Raw genomic sequence first — 18,545 nt, forward strand, 5'->3', positions numbered from 1 at the left:
CTTAAACCAGGGGTGCTTCTCAAGCAGACTGATAAACCGCTGTCCAACCATACCGGTAGCCCCTACAACACCAACATGAAACTCTTTCATAACGAACATTCCTTTACATTAAAATAGTGGCGGGCGGAACCGCCTTTACAGTGGGTTTGCCATCTAAAAGAATAAATACCTGTATATAAAACAAAAAACCGGTTGAAAACCGGTCATCGTTGCAATATAATAGAACTATTGACTTTTTATCCGCAGAAGTTGCGGCAGCACGAGTCGATAGCTCTTCATCACCTTGCAATGATGACAGTTACAGGCCTATTCAGCAAAGTAACCAGGTAAGCTTATTCCGTACTAAACTTCCTTCGGCGGTAACCCCTTTCGCCGATGATGCAAACGATTTAATCGGAAATCATCTCATCGGCTACTCATGAAACACCGCACCTCTATCCAGATATTATTCTATTAAGAACTATATTAGCATTTTAGCTAATCTATGTCAATTGAATTTGTCAGACAAGATAAAAATAAGTGGCGACCTTTTGAATGGAGAATACTAAATAATATGAAAACATCTGATTTTTGGTTCGACCTGCCCGATGATTTAATTGCGCAAACACCTATTGAGCCGCGCAATCATTCCCGAATGCTGTGTATGAACGGCAACACAGGCGAACTGGAGCATAAACATTTCTACGACCTTACCAATATGCTCGAAGCGGGCGATACACTCATCCTCAACGATTCACGCGTGCTGCCCGTCCGCCTTTACGGCGAAAAAGAAGAAACCGGTGCGGCAATCGAATTTTTGCTGCTCGAGCAGCACCAAAAAGATGTGTGGGAGATTCTGGTGCGCCCCGGTAAAAAAGCGAAAACAGGTGTACGCTTTTTGTTCGGCGGTGGGCTGCTCACCGGTGAGATACTCGAAACCATTGAGGGCGGCAACCGATTGGTTAAATTTACCTATGACGAGGGCGAGAACTTCTATACTGTCCTGGAAAAAGTCGGCCAAATGCCGCTTCCTCCTTATATCACCAAACGCCTGGAGGATAATGAGCGCTACCAGACCGTTTATTCCAAAGAGCTTGGTTCGGCGGCAGCGCCTACAGCAGGGCTGCATTTCACCAAAGAGATGATGCAAGAGCTGCGCGAAAAAGGAATCAACATCGGCTATGTCACATTGCATGTAGGGCTTGGCACCTTCCGCCCTGTTAAGGTGGATGATGTGAATGACCACCATATGCACTCGGAGCATTACCATATACCGCAGGAGACCGTCGACCTGATCAATCGTACCAAAGCGAGCGGGCATCGGGTTATCGGCGTTGGTACCACCGCTTGCCGCACGGTGGAATCGGTTGCAACAAAATTCGGTGGGGCTTTGCAGGCGGATGACGGTTACACCGACATTTTTATCTATCCGGGCTATGATTTTAAAGTGCTCGACTGTCTAATTACCAATTTTCATTTACCCGAAAGCACATTGATTATGCTTGTTTCTGCCTTTGCGGGCTATGACCATATTCTAAACGCGTATAAGAAGGCGGTAGAAGATGAATATCGATTTTTCAGCTTTGGTGATTGTATGTTTTTAACCAAATGTGACGGCGATACAAAAAACGGACTGAAGTAGGGGTGTTAGTATGAAAAATGCAGTGGTGGTCTATCAATCCAAATACGGGAGCACAAAGAAATACGCCCAGTGGCTTGCCGAAAGGCTGGATTGTGAACTGTTCAAAGCCTCACAGATAAAGGCGGATCGCTTAGAACAGTATGATACAATTTTGTTTGGTGGCGGGCTGTATGCAAGCGGCATCAGCGGAATTTCACTGATCACCAATCATTTTGAAAAACTCAAGGGTAAGACCATTGCTGTATTTACAGTTGGGCTTGCCGACCCTAATCAGAAAGAGCAGTTTGGGACGATTCTTGAGAGAAACTTTACTGAGGAAATGCGTAGTCAAATTCGAATTTTCCATCTGCGCGGCGGAATCGATTACAAAAAGCTGGGTTTTATTCATAAAACCATGATGAAAATGCTGATAAATATGATGAGAAAAAGACCCCAAGAGGAACTTACCGAAGAGCAAAATATGATGTTGGAGGCCTATGGCCGCGTAGTTGATTTCACCGATCAAACAACCATTGAACCCATTGTCTCCTTTGTAAAAGCTCCTGCTGCTGATACTCAATAAAACTGACAGGAGAACACTGTCATAATACAAAACTGAGAGGTAACTATGGCATATACATTACTGAAAAATGAAGGCACCGCACGCCGCGGCGAGTTTAAAACCGTACACGGTACCGTGCAAACCCCCGCGTTTATGAATGTGGGCACCGCTGCGGCGATTAAGGGCGGCATCTCGTCCTACGATCTGGTCGATCTCAAATGCCAGGTGGAGCTCTGCAACACCTATCACTTGCACCTGCGCCCCGGCGATGAGTTGATCTATGAGTTGGGCGGCCTGCATAAATTTATGGGCTGGCATGGCCCTATTCTCACAGACAGCGGCGGCTTTCAGGTTTTTTCGCTGGCAAAGCTGCGCACCATAAAAGAGGAAGGCGTTTACTTTTCCTCCCATATCGACGGCAAAAAAATCTTTATGGGCCCCGAGCAGAGCATGCAAATCCAGTCGCATCTTGCTTCCACCATTGCCATGGCATTTGACGAATGCATTGAGAACCCGGCAACACGCGAATACACCGTCAATTCCATTGCCCGCACCACACGTTGGCTGGTGCGCTGCAAACGCGAGATGCAGCGGCTTAATTCGCTCGAGAACACTATCAACAAAAATCAGCTGCTGTTCGGTATTAACCAGGGCAGTACCTTCCACGATCTGCGCATCCAACATATGAAAGAAATCGCCGAGCTCGACCTCGACGGTTATGCCATTGGCGGCTTGGCAGTGGGGGATACCGCTGAAGAAATGTATGGTGTCATTGAAGCGATCGAGCCGTACATGCCGCGTGATAAAATCCGCTACCTAATGGGCGTGGGAACCCCCGTAAACATCATTGAAGCAGTTCACCGCGGGGTGGATTTGTTCGACTGCGTCATGCCCAGCCGCAACGCGCGGCACGGGCATCTGTTTACCTGGAGCGGGATCCGCAATCTGATCAATGAGAAGTATGCGCGCGATGATTTGCCGCTCGATGACCAGTGCGATTGCCCCTGCTGCCGCAACCACTCACGCGCTTATCTGCGGCACCTGTTTAAAGCAAACGAAATGCTCGCTATGCGCCTTGCAGTGCAGCACAACCTCTACTTCTACAACACGCTGATGGAGAAAATTCGTGATGCACTCGATAACGGCACCTTCGAGCAGTTCCGTGCCGAGATGGTTCCCGTTTTAGGCAAAAGAATTTAGCTGCATACAATGGGAATATTCTATGTTAATACGTATTTATAAAATCTTGCCCATTTCTCTTGCAACTTTTGGGAATTCACGTTATAATATTCTATACTATGCACAAGGCAGAAGGTGTCCGCCTCCTGTCCGCGAGAAAACGAAAATCGATGGAGGTATCCCTAAATGTCAACTGCAAACCTTTTAGACACTGCTGCAGCTGGAACTGCAGGCACCGGCTCTATGCTGGTATCCTTGCTCCCAATGGTTCTAATTTTTGTGGTGTTCTACTTCATTCTTATCCGTCCTCAGAAAAAGAGAGACAAAGAAACTGCCAAGATGAGAAGCAACCTTGAGATTGGCGATGAGGTCATCACCATTGGTGGTATTGTTGGACGTGTTGTCAGCTTGAAAGATGATACACTCGTCCTTGAAACCGGTTCTGATCGAAGCAAAATCCGCTTCCTGCGCAGTGCAGTTCAGCAGAACAATACCGCAGCTGAGAGGGTAGCTGCTGAAAAAGCGGTAGCGCCTACGAAAAATGCTAAAAATGCCAAAACAGAGGAAACCAAATAATCCCTTAAAAACTCAATCGGAATAATCAAAGTCACTCCTGAATATCCTTTGTGTAGAGGGCTGCTTTACCAAAGGAAATTTAGGGGTGATTTGTATGAAACAGGGCAAATCCAAAGTAGAGAAGTATGGAACAATGAAGTATTTGAAACCAATCTTAACCGGAACCTTAGTGGGAGCTGTGGTGATCACCATTATTTTGATGGTGCTGTCACTTCTGCTGTCGCTGCAGAATATACCCCAAATGTTAATTACCCCAATGGTACTTTTGGCACTCGCTGTGGGCTCGCTTATGGGCGGCAACTTTGCAGCGAAACTGGTGCGCGAAAAAGGGCTTGCTGTTGGGTTGTGCTGCGGCGTATTGCTTTTTTTAATGCTGCTGTTGTTTGGGCAGGGTATCAGTGATAACGGCTTTGGCATTATGGCGGCGGCAAAGCTTGCGATAGCACTGGCTTTTTCGGCAATCGGCGGAGTGATGGGTGTAAATACGAAAAAACGCAGGAAATAATTGAATAATGTAGTTTCTTATGCTATAATAACAACATATATTTTGATTAGGAGGATGTTACAATGAAACACGTTAAAACATTGAATAAAGCAAACCTGAAAGAGTCCGCAGTGAAAGGCGGCTGCGGCGAATGCCAGGCTTCCTGCCAGTCTGCTTGCAAAACCTCTTGCACCGTTGCAAACCAGAAATGCGAGAACAAAAACAGATAATTCTCGTAGATTTGGCTTTGACAGTTGCGAAAGAACTTTCAATTAGGGGACAGCGCATGAGCTGTCCCCTAATTTTCGCCTAAAAATAAAAAGATGGAGAATCCTATTATGATACATAAGTTTTATCAGAATGGCTATCATATTGTACTGGATGTAAACAGCGGTGCGGTGCACGTGGTAGACAAGCTGCTTTACGATATGCTTGATTTCGTTGCTGAGCCGGTCGCAAAGGAGTGCCCCACCGCAATTTCCGAGCATTTCGCAGGTGAGTACAGCGCCCAGGATATTGCAGATGCTTATGCCGAGATTTACGAGCTTACTGAGGCAGAGCAGCTTTTTTCTAAAGACAGTTACGAGCCGTTTGCCAGTATGATGGTATCTGCACCGATCAAGGCAATGTGCCTGAACGTTGCGCACGACTGCAACCTGCGCTGCCAGTATTGCTTTGCGGGCACCGGTGAATACGGTAACGGCGGCAGAAAGCTAATGCCCATTGAGATCGGTAAAAAGGCGATCGATTTTCTCATTGATCAGTCCTATGGGCGTAAAAACCTTGAGATGGATTTCTTCGGTGGTGAGCCCCTTATGAACTTTGAAATGGTGAAGGAAACCGTGCTCTATGCTCGCTCTAAGGAAAAGGAGTACGGCAAAAACTTCCGCTTTACCATCACCACCAACGGTATGCTGCTTGATGATGCGAAAATAGACTTTATCAACAAAGAAATGTCCAACGTCGTTCTGTCTATCGATGGCAGAAAAGAGGTTAACGATCGCATCCGCTCGCGCGTGAACGGTGAGGGCTGCTACGATATTATTATGCCCAAATTCAAAAATCTTGTAGAAAAGCGCGGGCAGGATCAATACTATGTACGTGGTACCTTTACAAAACACAACCTTGATTTCGGCAACGACGTGCTGCACTTTGCAGATGAGGGTTTTGAGCAGATTTCCATTGAGCCGGTTGTATCGTCAGCTGACAAGCCCTATGCCTTGACACCTGCCGATATCCCTGCAATCTATGAGGAATACGAGCGCCTTGCTAAGCTGATTGTTGAGCGCAAAAAGCAGGGGGAAGGCTTTAACTTTTTCCATTTCATGCTTGACCTTGATCAGGGTCCCTGTGCCATCAAACGGCTGCGCGGCTGTGGCTGCGGCAACGAGTATGTGGCGGTAACACCCGACGGCGACATTTACCCCTGTCACCAGTTTGTAGGGCAGGAGGAGTGGAAGATGGGTAGCCTGTTGGATGATACCCTCGACCTCAAGATGAAAGATCAGTTTGCCAAGACGAATGTTTATGCAAAAGAAGATTGCAGAGACTGCTGGGCGAAGTTCTATTGCAGCGGCGGCTGCAGCGCCAACAGCGTACAGTACGAGGGAGATATCTTAAAGCCCCATAAACTCTCCTGCGATACCGAGAAAAAGCGCCTTGAATGCGCAATCATGATCAAAGCTGCTATGGCGGATGCAGAATAAAACAACAAAAACCCTCGTACTATCGGCAGATGGTACGAGGGTTTTTACTGCTATGAGTTTTTTTGCACAGCAACAATTTCATCGGCGGTGTTTGCATTTATGTAGATTTGCGAAGCTTTCTCAATTGTGGGCAATGCCTTTTGCAGTGAATCCATACACTGTGTAATCTTTAGCATCATCCTCTGCTCCAGTATCCGCGAAATCAGGATGGTAACAATCGTCACCAAAGTTGATACTATACTTAAAATCATAAGCCATTTTGCAAGCCCTTTTTTATTTTTGTTTTTGTATCGTTTCATTGTCATTCCACCTTCCATACTATGTTTTTAGTATATCGCGGATGCGAAGTAAACACAATCGGCTTGAACGAATATTTTTTGCAGCGCTATCATATCTATTGGTATAGCAAACTGCAAAGGAATGATAACAATGAGGACAATCCGTAGTTTTTCTCCAACGCGCAGGCTTCTGCTGCGCTATTTCCATGCCTATCGGCAAGTCTTTTTTTATGCGGCGCTTTTTTTGGCAGGAGTGCTGGCAGGGGCGTTGTTTCTCAAAAGTGTGAGCCCCGAAACACTCAAAAACCTTTCGGTACTGGTGGGGCAGTTTGCTAAGCGGCGCGGCGAGCAGGATATGCTTACGACGTTTACCACATCATTTACTTCAACCGCACTAATGCTGGGTGTTTTATTTGTCTGCGGCTTTTGCGCTGTGGCGCAGCCTGTTATTGTACTGCTGCCGTTTTTTCGCGGGCTGGGCTTTGGCTATCAGGCAGGGTACCTGTATGCGCAAAATGGCTTTACCGGTGTGGGGTATGTGGCATTGGTGCTGCTGCCCAACATGCTGCTCTCAACGCTCATTCTAATTTACGGCTGCGGTGAGGCGTTTACGATGTCCACCGCTTATTACAGGGCGGCAAAGCAAGAAGGCGGCAGCAGGCTTATTAACCTGCAAAATTACTGTATCAAATTTTTGTTTCTATTGTTTTTAGTGCTCATCGTATCCCTCATAGATACGGCATGTACCTTTCTGTTCAGCAGATTGTTCACATTGGTATAAAAAACACGGTGATCTCAGATCACCGTGTTTTTTGCTACATTGGAATATTATCAAAGCTGTTGCCCGAAAGCACCATAACATCGCCGACCTTGATCATGGTCGAACCTTTCGGTACCAGCATTTTATTTCCACGTTTCACCATTACAACAAGTATTTCCTCTGGGATATTTGCATCCATCACGTTTTTGCCTGCCCATGGGCTATTCGGTGCAATTTCAACCTCTACCAGCTTGGTAAGCGACTCATCCTGATAATCGTTAAAGGTCTTGAACACCGATATATCGGGCTCTACAAGATCAAGTTTTTTGGCAATCAGCGGAATCAGCGAGCCTTGCAAGCCTACTGATAGCAATGCCACCAAAAATACAATGTGAAAGATATCGTTGTTTACCAGTGCACCGGAGTTAACTGCGAAAATAGCAAATACAATCGATGCCGCACCGCGCAAACCAACCCATGAAACCAAAAGCTGTGATTTGAACGGTACTTTAAACGGTGTGAGGATAGCGAAGGTTGCTATGGGGCGTGCTGCTACGATTAGGAAGACCGAAATGAGCACGCCGGGCACCAATACGTTGTGAAGCTGCGACGGGAACGACAGTAGGCCCAGCGTAAAGAACAATAAAATTTGCATCAGCCACGATACTCCATCAAAAAAGTGCACGAGGCTACGTTTATGCAGAATCTTACTGTTGCCTAGAATGATACCGATAATGTAAACGCACAGATAGCCGTTGCCTCCCACCCATTCCGAAAGAGCATACCCCAGCACCACTACAGCTGTCACTAAAATCGGATACAGCCCCTCGATTTCTAAGTTGATAAAGCGAAGCACACTGGCGGCAAGCAAAGCAAGTATTACACCAATGACGATTGCGAAGATTACCTGCTTGCCAAGCAAAAGCAAAACGGGCTGTTGGTTATTGCCCGTCATAATCGAAATAACGATGACGGTGAGCATATACGAGAACGGGTCGTTGCTTCCGCTTTCAATCTCTAAAAGAGAGGCTAGGCCGTCTTTAAGGTTGAGATTGCGAGAACGCAGAATCGAGAAAACCGATGCGGCGTCGGTAGAAGCAAGCACCGAACCAATCAAAAAACCTTCCAGCAACGAGGTTTTCAATACAAGCTGGCAAAATAAACCTGTCAGCAATGCGGTTAGCCCCACACCAAGGGTAGATAGCAGTACCGCTTTTGTCGCAACAGGTTTTGCAATTTTCCAGTTGGTACCAAAACCACCAAAGAACATAATAAAAATCAGCCCTATTGAGCAAATTTTACTGGCGGCTTCAAAATTGTCAAAACCAATTCCAAATATCCCGTCCGATCCAAACACCATACCCAACACTAAAAACAGCAGCAGTGAGGGTACGCCAAACCGGTAGAAGACTTTACTGGATGCAACGGCGAGTAAAAGTATAACTGCCCCAATGATCATAAATTGTAGCATGAATGAACTCCTTTCTTCTTTTATTTACCTTTTAATTATATCAGTAAAGAACGGACAGGGCAATTACTAAATCCGTTAAGATTTTATTCGCGGCTCATTTACTTGGTTTCTACCCCCTGTTGTAAGCAGAAATACTGCGCACATGGCGAGCAAACAAATGGAACCGCCCGCCGAGCCTTCTGTTGCTGCAACGGGTTGAGAAAGGTTTTCAAATACCGTAATCGCCTGCGGGAATATACGAAGCAACACGCAAAAGAAGGTAAGCGTCAGCCCGCCGTGGAGCACACGCGAAATCAGAAATGGCTTAGTATTGATTCCGCTTCCATGCACCGCTGCAAGCACTTGAAAAATGACAGAAAGCCCCGAGAACGAAAGCAAGGCCGCTGCCGCAAGCAGCCCGCCAAAACCATAAGCCGCGAGCTTTTTGCAACCGGCCACAACCTCTAATACGCTAAATAAGCAGGCCTCAAACAGTCCGCTGTTTAGAGAGGGGAACACCGATTTCAAACTGCTCGCCAGTGATGTGACCACACCTGTGGAGAGTATCAGCGAAGTAATTGCCGAAAACAATACAACAAACGCACAAATCGTCATCATCCCGGCTGATGCATCGTTCACCGACTGTACAAAACAAACGCTGTTAGGCCTATAACCGTAGGGCGAGCCGTTTTGCAGCGGACTTTCTTTTTGTGAAAATAAGCCGAGAATAACCCCAATCACAATTGAAGACACAACCTGTGCCCCCAGCAGCAGCAAACCAACCTGGGTGGAACCAAACATGCCCGCGCCCACCGCACAGATTAAAAACGAAGGACCTGCATTCACGCAAAAGCAAAGCATTCGGCTTGCTGTTTTTTCTGAGATGCGCTGCTGTCCTACCATAAGTGCCAAAGTGCGGGCTCCTACAGGGTAGCCGCCAATCCAGCCCATCAGCAATGGTGATGCAGCTGCTGCGGGCAGACGGAACAGGTATTTGGTCACAGGCATAAAAATTTTGTTCAATAGCAGCGAAACTTTGCTTGTTGCCATAAAACCGGATAGTACCATAAACGGGAACAAAGAGGGTATCACCACGTCTGCACATAGCTTTACCCCCTCGCGTACGCCATTACCCACCGCTTGTGAACTGCTCAGCAATAGGAAAGCCAGTAAAATACAAAGGAAAGTAAGTATAAATACGCTCCACCGCTTGGCATTTATTCTTCCCATAAAATGTTCCATAATCGCTCACCCCTTACAAAAGCATATGAGCGCAGGGGCTACGCATATGTATTATGAGAAATAGTTTGCATAACGGAGGAACAAAGTATGAGAAAAAGCAGACGCAGAACGGCAGCGCAGGAGCAGCCTGATGTAAAACCATCGAAACTTGCGCGCGCCTTTGATATTCCCGAGGGTGTTTTCTCGGATTTTTCACAGATTTCGCTCTCCGGCAACCGCGAAGCGGTTATCGAGGGTTGCGGCGGTGTACTGGAATATGACTCTACGCTGATTAAGCTGAGCCTAAACAAAATGATACTTCAGTTTACAGGCAGGAACCTTGAAATAAAATGTATGACGGGCGAAAGCGTCATCGTACATGGTTTTATTCTTGGTATAGAATTTCTGGTGTAGCGGCATCAATTTCATTTTCAGGCAGAGTTGCAGCAAAGGAGTCCGCTTATGTTTATTATAAAAATAATACGCTACCTCAAGGGATATGTCCGTTTTACGGCAACAGGCGTATTTCTGGAGCGCTTTCTGAATATGGTGGTGCGCAAAGGGGTTAATATTTGGGAGGTAAAAAAGCAAGACACTACGCTGACAGCCTGCACGGATGTTCGCTCTTACAAACGCCTGCGCCCTTATGCCAAAAAAACAGGTGTGCGGTTGCGCGTGAAAGAGCGACATGGGGCTCCTTTTCGGGTGCGGCGCTACCACAAACGGGTTGGGCTGCTGGTAGGAATCCTGTTTTTTATGCTTTTTTTGTGCGCTATGGGGCAGTTTATCTGGCGCATTGAGGTAGTTGGCAACACCGAGGTACCAACCGACCAAATACTCGCTACGGTTAATGAGCTGGGGCTTAAGGCAGGTGCGTTCAAAGGTAAGCTTAACGCCCGCGAGATGGAACGCACTGCGCTGCGCAGGCTGCAGAGGCTGTCATGGATTGCAGTTAATATCGATGGAAGCACTGCAACTGTTGAGGTTCGTGAGCGGGTAATGCCCCCTGAGATGTTCCCAGATCATGATGTACCCTGCAACGTGGTGGCGGCACATACAGGGCTTATCACCTATATGGAGGTTTACGAGGGGCAGAGCGTGCTCAAGGTGGGCGACACGGTAAAGCAGGGCGAGGTGATCGTCAGCGGCATCATTGAAGATAAAAAGGGGCAGGCTACTTATAAACACGCGCGTGCCAAAGTGATTGCGCAGACTGATTATGAAATTACCGTGGAGCAGCCACTGATTAAAGACGAAAAGGTAATGATCGGAATACAAAAACACCGGCGCTATCTGCGTGTATTCGGTGCAGATTTGCCTTTGTTTATCTACCGTCCGTTCAAGGTTGCTTACGACTTAAAGCGCGAAATCTCGCCGCTTACGCTGTTCGGTATTCCGCTGCCTATCACGTTGATAGAGGAAACCTACGATTTTTATGTAATAGAGCAGCATCCCCTTACACCAGAGCAGGCGAAACGCGAGGCGGAGGTAATTCTGCTGCAAAAAGAGAAGGAAGAGCTAAAAGAGACAAAAATTGTTGAAAAAACGGTTAATGATGAGTTTTTGGATAATTTGTATAAATTAAATATAAAATATCTGTGCAATATTGATATAGCAAAAGAGAAAGAAATTTTAATAAATCAATAGAACTTTCGAAATAAAAATGCTATAATAAAGTATGTGTAGCAAAAGATACAAAATTTTTCACGATTTTTGTTGGAAACAAGAAAAAAGGAATGTGAATGAATGATTGAGCAATTTGTTGATGTTGATAGAATGGAACATACACTGGAGTTGTTTGGTAGTTTTGATGAGAACATTAAGATATTAGAGAATGAGTACCATGTATGCATTCTCAACCGTGGCACACAAGTAAAGGTGAGCGGAGAAGCAGAAAACGTGGCGGCAGCGTCACGTGCTATACGCAGCCTGCTTGAATTGCTCAATAAGGGCGAGGCCTTATCAGAACAAAACGTACGCTACATTATCGATTTAGTTTCTGAGGGGAATGAAGAGCAGGCCGCTAAGCTCGCAAACGATATGGTCTGCATTACAGCAAAGGGAAGACCCATTAAAGCAAAAACACTGGGGCAAAAAACCTATGTTGAAGCAATTCGCAAAAACACCATTACGTTGGGTGTGGGCCCTGCGGGAACCGGCAAAACCTACCTTGCGGTGGCAATGGCGGTTAAAGCGTTTCGTGCAAATGAGATTAACAAAATTATTCTTACACGCCCCGCAGTGGAGGCCGGTGAAAAGCTTGGTTTTCTCCCCGGGGATCTGCAGAACAAAGTAGACCCCTACCTGCGCCCACTGTATGACGCTTTGTTTGATATGCTAGGTGCCGATAACTACCAGAAGTACGTTGAGCGCGGCAACATTGAGGTTGCCCCTCTCGCTTACATGCGAGGGCGCACCTTGGATGACTCTTTTATCATCCTCGATGAAGCACAAAACACCACGCCGGAACAGATGAAAATGTTTTTAACAAGGCTTGGCTTCAATTCCAAAGCGATTATCACAGGTGACATTACTCAAATCGACCTGCCAGACACCAAAAAATCAGGGCTGGTAGAGGCTGCAAAAATTCTAAAAAACATAGATGATATTGCAATCGTCCGCTTTACAGAAAAGGACGTTGTCCGTCATCGTTTGGTTCAACAAATTATCAAAGCTTATGAAAAATATTACGAGGAGGGCAAACGTTTCCGATAGGCTTGAAAAGAGCCGTTCGAAACAAGCAAACATGGATAGTGTAAAAGTATATATCACAAACAGACAAAAGGATGTAAAAATTCCTACAGGTACAAGGCTGCTCATTCGCCGTTGCTGCCATGCAGTGCTCGATATGGAGGGCATGACTGGGGTTGCCGAGGTAAGCGTCAGCTTCCTCAATAACAAGCAAATTCGTGAACTCAATGCAGAGTACCGGAATATCGATAAAGAAACCGACGTGCTTTCGTTCCCTATGGGCGAAAACGGTGTTTATGACACCAATCAGGAAACCGGGGCAAAGGTACTCGGTGATATCGCAATCTCGGTAGAAAAAGCCACCGAACAGGCGGAAATCTACGGGCACTCCTTCAGCCGCGAAATAGGGTTTCTCACCGTGCATTCTATGCTGCATCTGCTCGGCTACGACCACGAGGTGAGCGGTATTGAAGCGATGAAAATGCGCGAGAAAGAGGAAGAGGTTCTTACAAAGCTTGGGTTGCAGCGCGACTCCAGCTATGTGTTAGAAAGCAATGAGTAGTCAGATTCGCAACCTAATTACAAGCTTTCGCAATGCTGCGCGCGGTGTGGTGTACTGTATCAACAACGAGCGCAATATGCGTATTCATCTTGTTGTGGCATGCTACATCACCGTATTCAGCAGTTTTTTCAACCTTACTCAGCCGCAGTTTGCTTTAATGCTGTGCGCCATTGCTTTGGTAATTGCCATGGAAATGGTAAACACTGCGGTGGAAGCACTTGTAGATATCAGTTCGCCTGCCTACAGCAGCTTGGCGCGTATTGCAAAAGATATTGCGGCAGGCGCTGTTTTGGTGTGCGCAATTTTTGCATTTGCCATTGGCCTACTGCTGTTCTTTAAGCCTGCCACCATTTGGCACATCTTGCTTGTTTTGTGTACAAGCCCCCTGTATGGTGGTTTATTTGTATTGTCTGCCGTTTTTGCCCTGTTGTTTATTTTTGCAGGCCCTGTAAAAATTTGGAGATGGCTTGCAAAACGATAGGAGATATAAAAATGAATATCGAAATTAAGCGCGCAACGGTAGGGGATGCCGATGCAATCAGCAAGATACATGCTGCGAGCTGGAAAAAAGCATATCGGGGTATTATCCCCCAAAAATATCTGGATGACTTAAAGGATAATTTTTGGGTGCCGGCATTTGAAGATTGGATTGGAAATGAGATTTTTACAGTTTATCTCATCTGTGCGGATGATGTGCCTATAGGATGTACCGCTTACGGTAAAGCCAGGGACAGCAAAATGCCAAATTGGGGTGAAATCGTCTCAGTTTATATGCATCCCGACTACTATGGCAAAGGCTACGGTAGAAGATTATTTGATTTTGTTTTATCATGCATAAAACAGGATGGTTACCGTAATTGTTATTTGTGGGTGTTAAAAGAAAATCTCACTGCAAGGCGTTTTTACGAAAAAAGTGGCTTCTGCTGCAGTCAGGATGAGTATATCAGCGAGATTATGGGAAAACAAATAGTTGACGTACGCTATGTATTCGACTTTGAATAAGATTAGAAACGGAGAACTTTATGGAAAAAACCTATTCTGGGTTTGTGGCAATTGTCGGTCGTCCGAATGTTGGTAAATCCAGCTTAATGAACAAGTTTGTAGGTGAAAAGGTGGCAATTGTTTCACCAAAGCCGCAAACTACCCGCAATAAAATAATAGGGATACTCACCAAAGGTGAAACCCAGATGGTGTTTATCGATACCCCGGGCTTACACAAGCCGCGCACCAAGCTTTCTGAGTATATGGTAAAACAGATCAACGAATCGGTATCGGATGTGGACATCGGTGTGCTGGTTACCGAGCCTACAGGGGAGATTGCCAAAGCGGAATTTGACCTGCTGCGCAGCCTGAAAGCGGCAAAAATACCGGTTATTCTCGCGGTCAACAAAATCGATGCTTTATCTCAAAAAGAGCTGATGATGGCAAAGATCTCGGCGTTTTCACAGGAGTTTGAGTTTGAAGCCATCATTCCAATCTCGGCCCGCACCGGCGAAGGCGTACAGATTCTGCTTGATAAAATTCAGAGCTATGTACCCGAAGGCCCGCACTTTTTTGATGACGACGCGATGACCGACCAGCCTGAACGAGTGATTGTTTCCGAGATTATCCGTGAAAAGGTGCTCAACAACATGCAGGATGAAATACCACATGGTGTTGCAGTTGGCATTGAGGGCATGAAAGAGCGCACCAATATCGACGGTGAAGAAATTGCCGATATTGACGCAACCATTTACTGCGAGCGTGACAGCCACAAGGGCATGATTATCGGCAAAGGTGGCACTATGCTCAAAAAAATCGGTACACAGGCACGCGTTGAGGCGGAAAAATTTCTTGGAATCAAAATTAATCTTCGCCTCTGGGTGAAGGTTCGCGAAGACTGGCGCAACAAAGCGGGGCTTATCAAAAACTTTGGCTACAAATAACCGCATAGCAGAATAAGTTTCTACACAATATGCCGCTGAATTGTATTTTGTCAAGTCTAAATTATTGGAATTTCTGGTGTGCTTTCCCGTTCATAAGTTTTGCTTTCAGGGTAACACTGTAAGCAAATAGAGATGCGGGAGGAACACATCATGGATCAAATGATGAATGCTTGGGAACAATTTTTGCGTACAGGCAAGGTCAGCGACTATCTGCGCTATCGCCAGTCTCTCGGTGTATTACCCAATGATAATGATTTCATCGAAGGTGAGGAATATCCTGATGCAGATGAATACACAGGCGGTGGTAATCGGTTCACGGGATATTGATGAGGAAGACCGGCTGCTTACATTGCTCTCCAAAGATCACGGTGTAATCTATGCTTACGCCAGGGGAGCCAACCGTATGAAAAGTAAGCTTGCACCTACCACCGAACTGCTGTGCTACTCATCCTTTGTTTTGTTTAAGAATAAAGACCGTTATACGGTCGATTATGCGGACAGCTTGAATATGTTCTTCGGTTTACGCAGGGATATCGAAAAGCTGTCCCTTGCTACATATTTTGCCGAGCTTTCGGCAACCATTGCTCCGCAAAGCGAGGGCGCGGAAGATTTTTTGCGTCTGCTGCTGAATTCATTGCACCTGTTGGAAAAAGAAAAGCGAACCGATGCGTTTTTAAAGCCGGTATTTGAACTGCGCGCACTTACGTTGGCAGGTTATATGCCTAATCTTATTGCGTGCCGTGAGTGTGCATGTTATGAGAGCGATACCATGAGCTTTTTTATTGATAGCGGGGAGCTGCTTTGCGGTAACTGCATGCAAACACGCAACGAAACAACTGTAAAGCCAATTGCCTTGCCAAGGGGAGTACTTGCGGCAATGCGCCACATCATCTACAGTCCGTTCGAGCGGTTGTTTGCGTTTGAACTGCCGTCCGAGGGGCTTCAGTATCTGGGCAGTGTTGTCGAAAAATATTTGATTCGTCAGACGGAGAAGAGCTACGGCACGCTAGAGTTCTATAAAAGTTTGATATAAGCTATTTTACCCGAGCCTACAGGCGATATGTGCTTTATTTAAGCGCATTTTGGCCTGTAGGTTCCGAGAGGTTTTGCCTGCGAAAGTGAGGATTCACATGGAATATAAGGAACAAAAACATTACCGCGCACTGGAACTTGATAAAATTCTTGCGCGGCTTGCAGAATGCTGTAGCTGTGAGGACAGCCGCGCTCTTGCTCTTGATGTTAAGCCGCAAACGAATTATCCGAGAGCTGTAAGGCAAATGAACTTTACACAGGATGCTCATCTGCTGTCAGTACGTTTCGGCATGCCCACCGTGCTGAACATGAAAAATGTCAAAGGAATGCTCAAACGTGCACAGGTAGGGGCGATGCTCAACCTGCGTGAGCTGATGGACATCTCCAATGTTCTGCGTACGATCCGTAACCTTAGCATCTACCGCAAGGATTGCGATGACATGGAGACTGCACTGGATTCGATGTTTGAAAGCCTATCCCCAAACAAAGCACTTGAGAACATGATTAACGAAAATATTCTGTCTGAGGATGAGCTTGCCGATTCCGCGAGCCCTGAGCTGTTCAGCATCCGTCGCAGCATCCGTAATACCGAGCTGAAGGTTCGTGCCCAGCTTGATAAAATGGTCAAATCCACCACCTACCAAAAATATTTGCAGGATTCGATCATCACCATGCGCGATGGGCGTTTTGTCGTACCTGTTAAGCAGGAGTACCGTGGCGAGGTGAAGGGCATGGTGCACGATACCTCCTCCAGCGGTGCAACCCTCTTTATTGAGCCGATTGCGGTGGTGGAGGCAAACAACGAAATTCGTGTGCTGCAAAATAAAGAGCAGCAAGAAATTGAGCGCATTATAGCACAGATGTCTGGAGAGGTTGGAAACTTTGCCGACAGCATCTGCGCGGATTATGACACTGCGGTGGAACTTGATTTGCTGTTTGCAAAAGCTCGCCTTGGCAGAAAGATGAAAGCCACCGTGCCAACGATTACAGACGATTGTGTGATTGATTTGCGCAAAGCACGTCACCCGATGATTGACGAGAACAAAGTTGTACCCACCGATATTTATGTGGGTGGTGCGTTTGATACCCTTGTCATCACCGGCCCCAACACCGGCGGTAAAACCGTTTCACTCAAAACTCTTGGCCTGTTCACACTGATGGCAATGTGCGGCCTTATGCTTCCGGTTGCCGATGCCAGTACCATCTCGGTGTTTGACCGTGTGCTTGCAGATATCGGCGACGAGCAGAGCATAGAGCAGAGCCTATCCACTTTCTCCGCTCATATGACCAATATTGTGTCTATTTTAGGGCTAACTGACCGAAAAACCCTTGTATTGCTCGATGAGCTTGGGGCGGGTACCGACCCGATCGAGGGTGCGGCACTCGCGATTGCAATCATTGAGGCACTGCGCGAAAAGGGGGCAAAAATTGCTGCCACCACGCACTATGCCGAGATTAAGGTGTTTGCGCTCGAAACCAAAGGGGTAGAGAATGCCTCCTGCGAGTTTGATGTGGAATCGCTCAGCCCCACCTACAGGCTATCCATCGGCGTACCGGGGCGTTCCAACGCGTTTGCAATCTCTGAACGGCTGGGTATCGATCATAACATAATTGAACGCGCAAAAGACCGTGTCTCCAATGAGAATGCGCGTTTTGAAGATGTTGTGTCGCAGCTTGAGGAAACCCGCCTCGGGCTTGAGAAGGAGAAAGCTGGTGCACAGCAGGTACGTGAAGAAACAGAACGCATGAAGAACGAAATTGCTACCTATAAAGTCCGCCTTGAGCAAGAAAAGGAACGTGAGATTGAGCGCGCCAAAACCGAAGCCAAGCGCCTGATTGAAAAGGTGAAGATAGAATCTCAGCGCATGGTCGATGAGCTGGAGGAAATCAAAAAGCAAAAGGACACCGAAAAATACAACAACATGCCCAGTCTGGCTCGTGCGCAGATGAAATCGGGTATCAACAAGCTGTACGAGCTTGCCGACCCCGTTAAGCAGCAACATAATGACAACTACACCCTGCCACGCAAGTTGGTAAAGGGTGATATCGTTTCTATTGTAGATATCGGTAAGGATGGAACTGTGCTGTCATCCGCCGATAGCTCCGGTAACGTTATGGTGCAGGTTGGCATTATGAAGATTAAAGTTGCTCAAAGCAAGCTACGGCTCGATGAGCGCAAGAACAAGGTGACACTGAATAACCAAAAGGGCAGTGTGGGCAAAAACATTACAAGCCGTGCAGAGCGCTCTGGTAAAACTGAGATTGATTTGCGCGGTATGATGGTGGAAGAGGCACTGATTGAGCTTGAACGTTATATTGACAATGCGGTACTTGCCGGGTTAGGTGTCATCACCATTATCCACGGCAAGGGAACAGGTGCGCTGCGCGCTGCGGTACACAGTGATTTGCGCCACCATAAAAATATTCGCACGTTCCGCCTGGGTGTTTATGGTGAGGGTGAATCGGGCGTTACCATTGCGGAACTAAAATGATAAGCGGAAAAACGCCGCATGAAAATT

22 protein-coding genes and 1 riboswitch are annotated in these 18,545 nt (G+C 46.6%); of the genes, 18 read left to right on the top strand and 4 right to left on the bottom strand.

Annotated features, from left to right (window positions below; genetic code table 11):
- The coding region (locus RTV33_RS15665; RefSeq protein WP_396327223.1) for a hypothetical protein at positions 1-90 on the bottom strand (90 nt) is incomplete at its 3' end.
- Positions 91-260: 170 nt separating this feature from the next.
- Positions 261-445, bottom strand: a riboswitch (Lysine riboswitch).
- 108 nt (positions 446-553) lie between these two features.
- Between RTV33_RS15665 and queA the strand changes: the two genes are divergently transcribed.
- From queA to scfB, 7 genes are all read left to right on the top strand, one after another.
- Positions 554-1,621: a tRNA preQ1(34) S-adenosylmethionine ribosyltransferase-isomerase QueA gene (gene queA, locus RTV33_RS05165; RefSeq protein ID WP_312642229.1), complete on the top strand. Its 1,068-nt coding sequence runs from the start codon at positions 554-556 to the stop codon at positions 1,619-1,621.
- A gap of 10 nt (positions 1,622-1,631) precedes the next feature.
- Positions 1,632-2,183: a flavodoxin domain-containing protein gene (locus tag RTV33_RS05170; protein ID WP_312642231.1), complete on the top strand. Its 552-nt coding sequence runs from the start codon at positions 1,632-1,634 to the stop codon at positions 2,181-2,183.
- A 45-nt stretch (positions 2,184-2,228) separates the two neighbouring features.
- Entirely contained in the window at positions 2,229-3,362 is a 1,134-nt protein-coding gene (tgt, locus tag RTV33_RS05175; protein WP_312642233.1) for a tRNA guanosine(34) transglycosylase Tgt, read from the top strand.
- 165 nt (positions 3,363-3,527) lie between these two features.
- On the top strand, positions 3,528-3,917 hold the full coding sequence (gene yajC, locus RTV33_RS05180) for a preprotein translocase subunit YajC (protein WP_312642235.1): 390 nt from the start codon (positions 3,528-3,530) through the stop codon (positions 3,915-3,917).
- A 94-nt stretch (positions 3,918-4,011) separates the two neighbouring features.
- Positions 4,012-4,422, top strand: a complete 411-nt coding sequence (locus tag RTV33_RS05185) for a TIGR04086 family membrane protein (protein ID WP_312642237.1) — start codon at positions 4,012-4,014, stop codon at positions 4,420-4,422.
- 62 nt (positions 4,423-4,484) lie between these two features.
- Positions 4,485-4,631 (top strand): six-cysteine ranthipeptide SCIFF, encoded by a 147-nt coding sequence (scfA, locus tag RTV33_RS05190; RefSeq protein WP_092751776.1) that lies wholly within the window; start codon positions 4,485-4,487, stop codon positions 4,629-4,631.
- A gap of 108 nt (positions 4,632-4,739) precedes the next feature.
- Complete coding sequence (scfB, locus tag RTV33_RS05195; RefSeq protein ID WP_312642242.1) at positions 4,740-6,107, top strand: thioether cross-link-forming SCIFF peptide maturase; 1,368 nt, start codon at positions 4,740-4,742, stop codon at positions 6,105-6,107.
- Positions 6,108-6,157: 50 nt separating this feature from the next.
- On the opposite strand, the gene RTV33_RS05200 is transcribed toward scfB, so the two are convergent.
- Complete coding sequence (locus tag RTV33_RS05200) at positions 6,158-6,406, bottom strand: hypothetical protein (protein ID WP_312642244.1); 249 nt, start codon at positions 6,404-6,406, stop codon at positions 6,158-6,160.
- Positions 6,407-6,536: 130 nt separating this feature from the next.
- On the opposite strand from RTV33_RS05200, the gene RTV33_RS05205 reads away from it, so the two are divergent.
- Positions 6,537-7,166, top strand: coding sequence for a stage II sporulation protein M (locus RTV33_RS05205; RefSeq protein WP_312642246.1), 630 nt, complete (start codon positions 6,537-6,539; stop codon positions 7,164-7,166).
- Between the two features lie 34 nt (positions 7,167-7,200).
- On the opposite strand, the gene RTV33_RS05210 is transcribed toward RTV33_RS05205, so the two are convergent.
- Both RTV33_RS05210 and RTV33_RS05215 read right to left on the bottom strand, forming a co-directional pair.
- Positions 7,201-8,616, bottom strand: a complete 1,416-nt coding sequence (locus RTV33_RS05210) for a potassium/proton antiporter (protein WP_312642248.1) — start codon at positions 8,614-8,616, stop codon at positions 7,201-7,203.
- 75 nt (positions 8,617-8,691) lie between these two features.
- Positions 8,692-9,837, bottom strand: coding sequence for a hypothetical protein (locus tag RTV33_RS05215; protein WP_312642250.1), 1,146 nt, complete (start codon positions 9,835-9,837; stop codon positions 8,692-8,694).
- Positions 9,838-9,924: 87 nt separating this feature from the next.
- On the opposite strand from RTV33_RS05215, the gene RTV33_RS05220 reads away from it, so the two are divergent.
- From RTV33_RS05220 to RTV33_RS05265, 10 genes are all read left to right on the top strand, one after another.
- Positions 9,925-10,230 (top strand): YabP/YqfC family sporulation protein, encoded by a 306-nt coding sequence (locus RTV33_RS05220; RefSeq protein WP_312642252.1) that lies wholly within the window; start codon positions 9,925-9,927, stop codon positions 10,228-10,230.
- A gap of 48 nt (positions 10,231-10,278) precedes the next feature.
- A complete protein-coding gene (gene yqfD / locus RTV33_RS05225) occupies positions 10,279-11,463 on the top strand; it encodes a sporulation protein YqfD (RefSeq protein WP_312642254.1) in 1,185 nt (394 codons plus the stop codon).
- 99 nt (positions 11,464-11,562) lie between these two features.
- The gene (locus RTV33_RS05230; protein ID WP_312642256.1) at positions 11,563-12,531 is read left to right on the top strand and encodes a PhoH family protein; all 969 of its coding nucleotides are present in this window, start codon (positions 11,563-11,565) and stop codon (positions 12,529-12,531) included.
- 31 nt (positions 12,532-12,562) lie between these two features.
- Entirely contained in the window at positions 12,563-13,069 is a 507-nt protein-coding gene (gene ybeY, locus RTV33_RS05235; RefSeq protein ID WP_312642258.1) for an rRNA maturation RNase YbeY, read from the top strand.
- A complete protein-coding gene (locus RTV33_RS05240; protein WP_312642260.1) occupies positions 13,062-13,550 on the top strand; it encodes a diacylglycerol kinase family protein in 489 nt (162 codons plus the stop codon). Before ybeY ends, RTV33_RS05240 begins: the two co-directional genes overlap by 8 nt.
- A gap of 11 nt (positions 13,551-13,561) precedes the next feature.
- Complete coding sequence (locus RTV33_RS05245; RefSeq protein ID WP_312642262.1) at positions 13,562-14,071, top strand: GNAT family N-acetyltransferase; 510 nt, start codon at positions 13,562-13,564, stop codon at positions 14,069-14,071.
- Positions 14,072-14,091: 20 nt separating this feature from the next.
- Positions 14,092-14,994 carry a GTPase Era gene (gene era, locus RTV33_RS05250; protein WP_312642264.1) on the top strand — a complete coding sequence of 301 codons (903 nt, stop codon included), beginning with the start codon at positions 14,092-14,094 and terminating at the stop codon, positions 14,992-14,994.
- Positions 14,995-15,144: 150 nt separating this feature from the next.
- Positions 15,145-15,321: a hypothetical protein gene (locus tag RTV33_RS05255; protein ID WP_312642266.1), complete on the top strand. Its 177-nt coding sequence runs from the start codon at positions 15,145-15,147 to the stop codon at positions 15,319-15,321.
- A complete protein-coding gene (gene recO / locus RTV33_RS05260; protein ID WP_312642268.1) occupies positions 15,275-16,027 on the top strand; it encodes a DNA repair protein RecO in 753 nt (250 codons plus the stop codon). Before RTV33_RS05255 ends, recO begins: the two co-directional genes overlap by 47 nt.
- Positions 16,028-16,124: 97 nt before the next feature.
- On the top strand, positions 16,125-18,518 hold the full coding sequence (locus RTV33_RS05265) for an endonuclease MutS2 (protein WP_312642270.1): 2,394 nt from the start codon (positions 16,125-16,127) through the stop codon (positions 18,516-18,518).
- The last annotated feature ends 27 nt before the right edge of the window (positions 18,519-18,545 follow it).

It is taken from the genome of Hydrogenoanaerobacterium sp., from assembly GCF_032017025.1.
Lineage (GTDB): Bacteria > Bacillota > Clostridia > Oscillospirales > Ruminococcaceae > Hydrogenoanaerobacterium.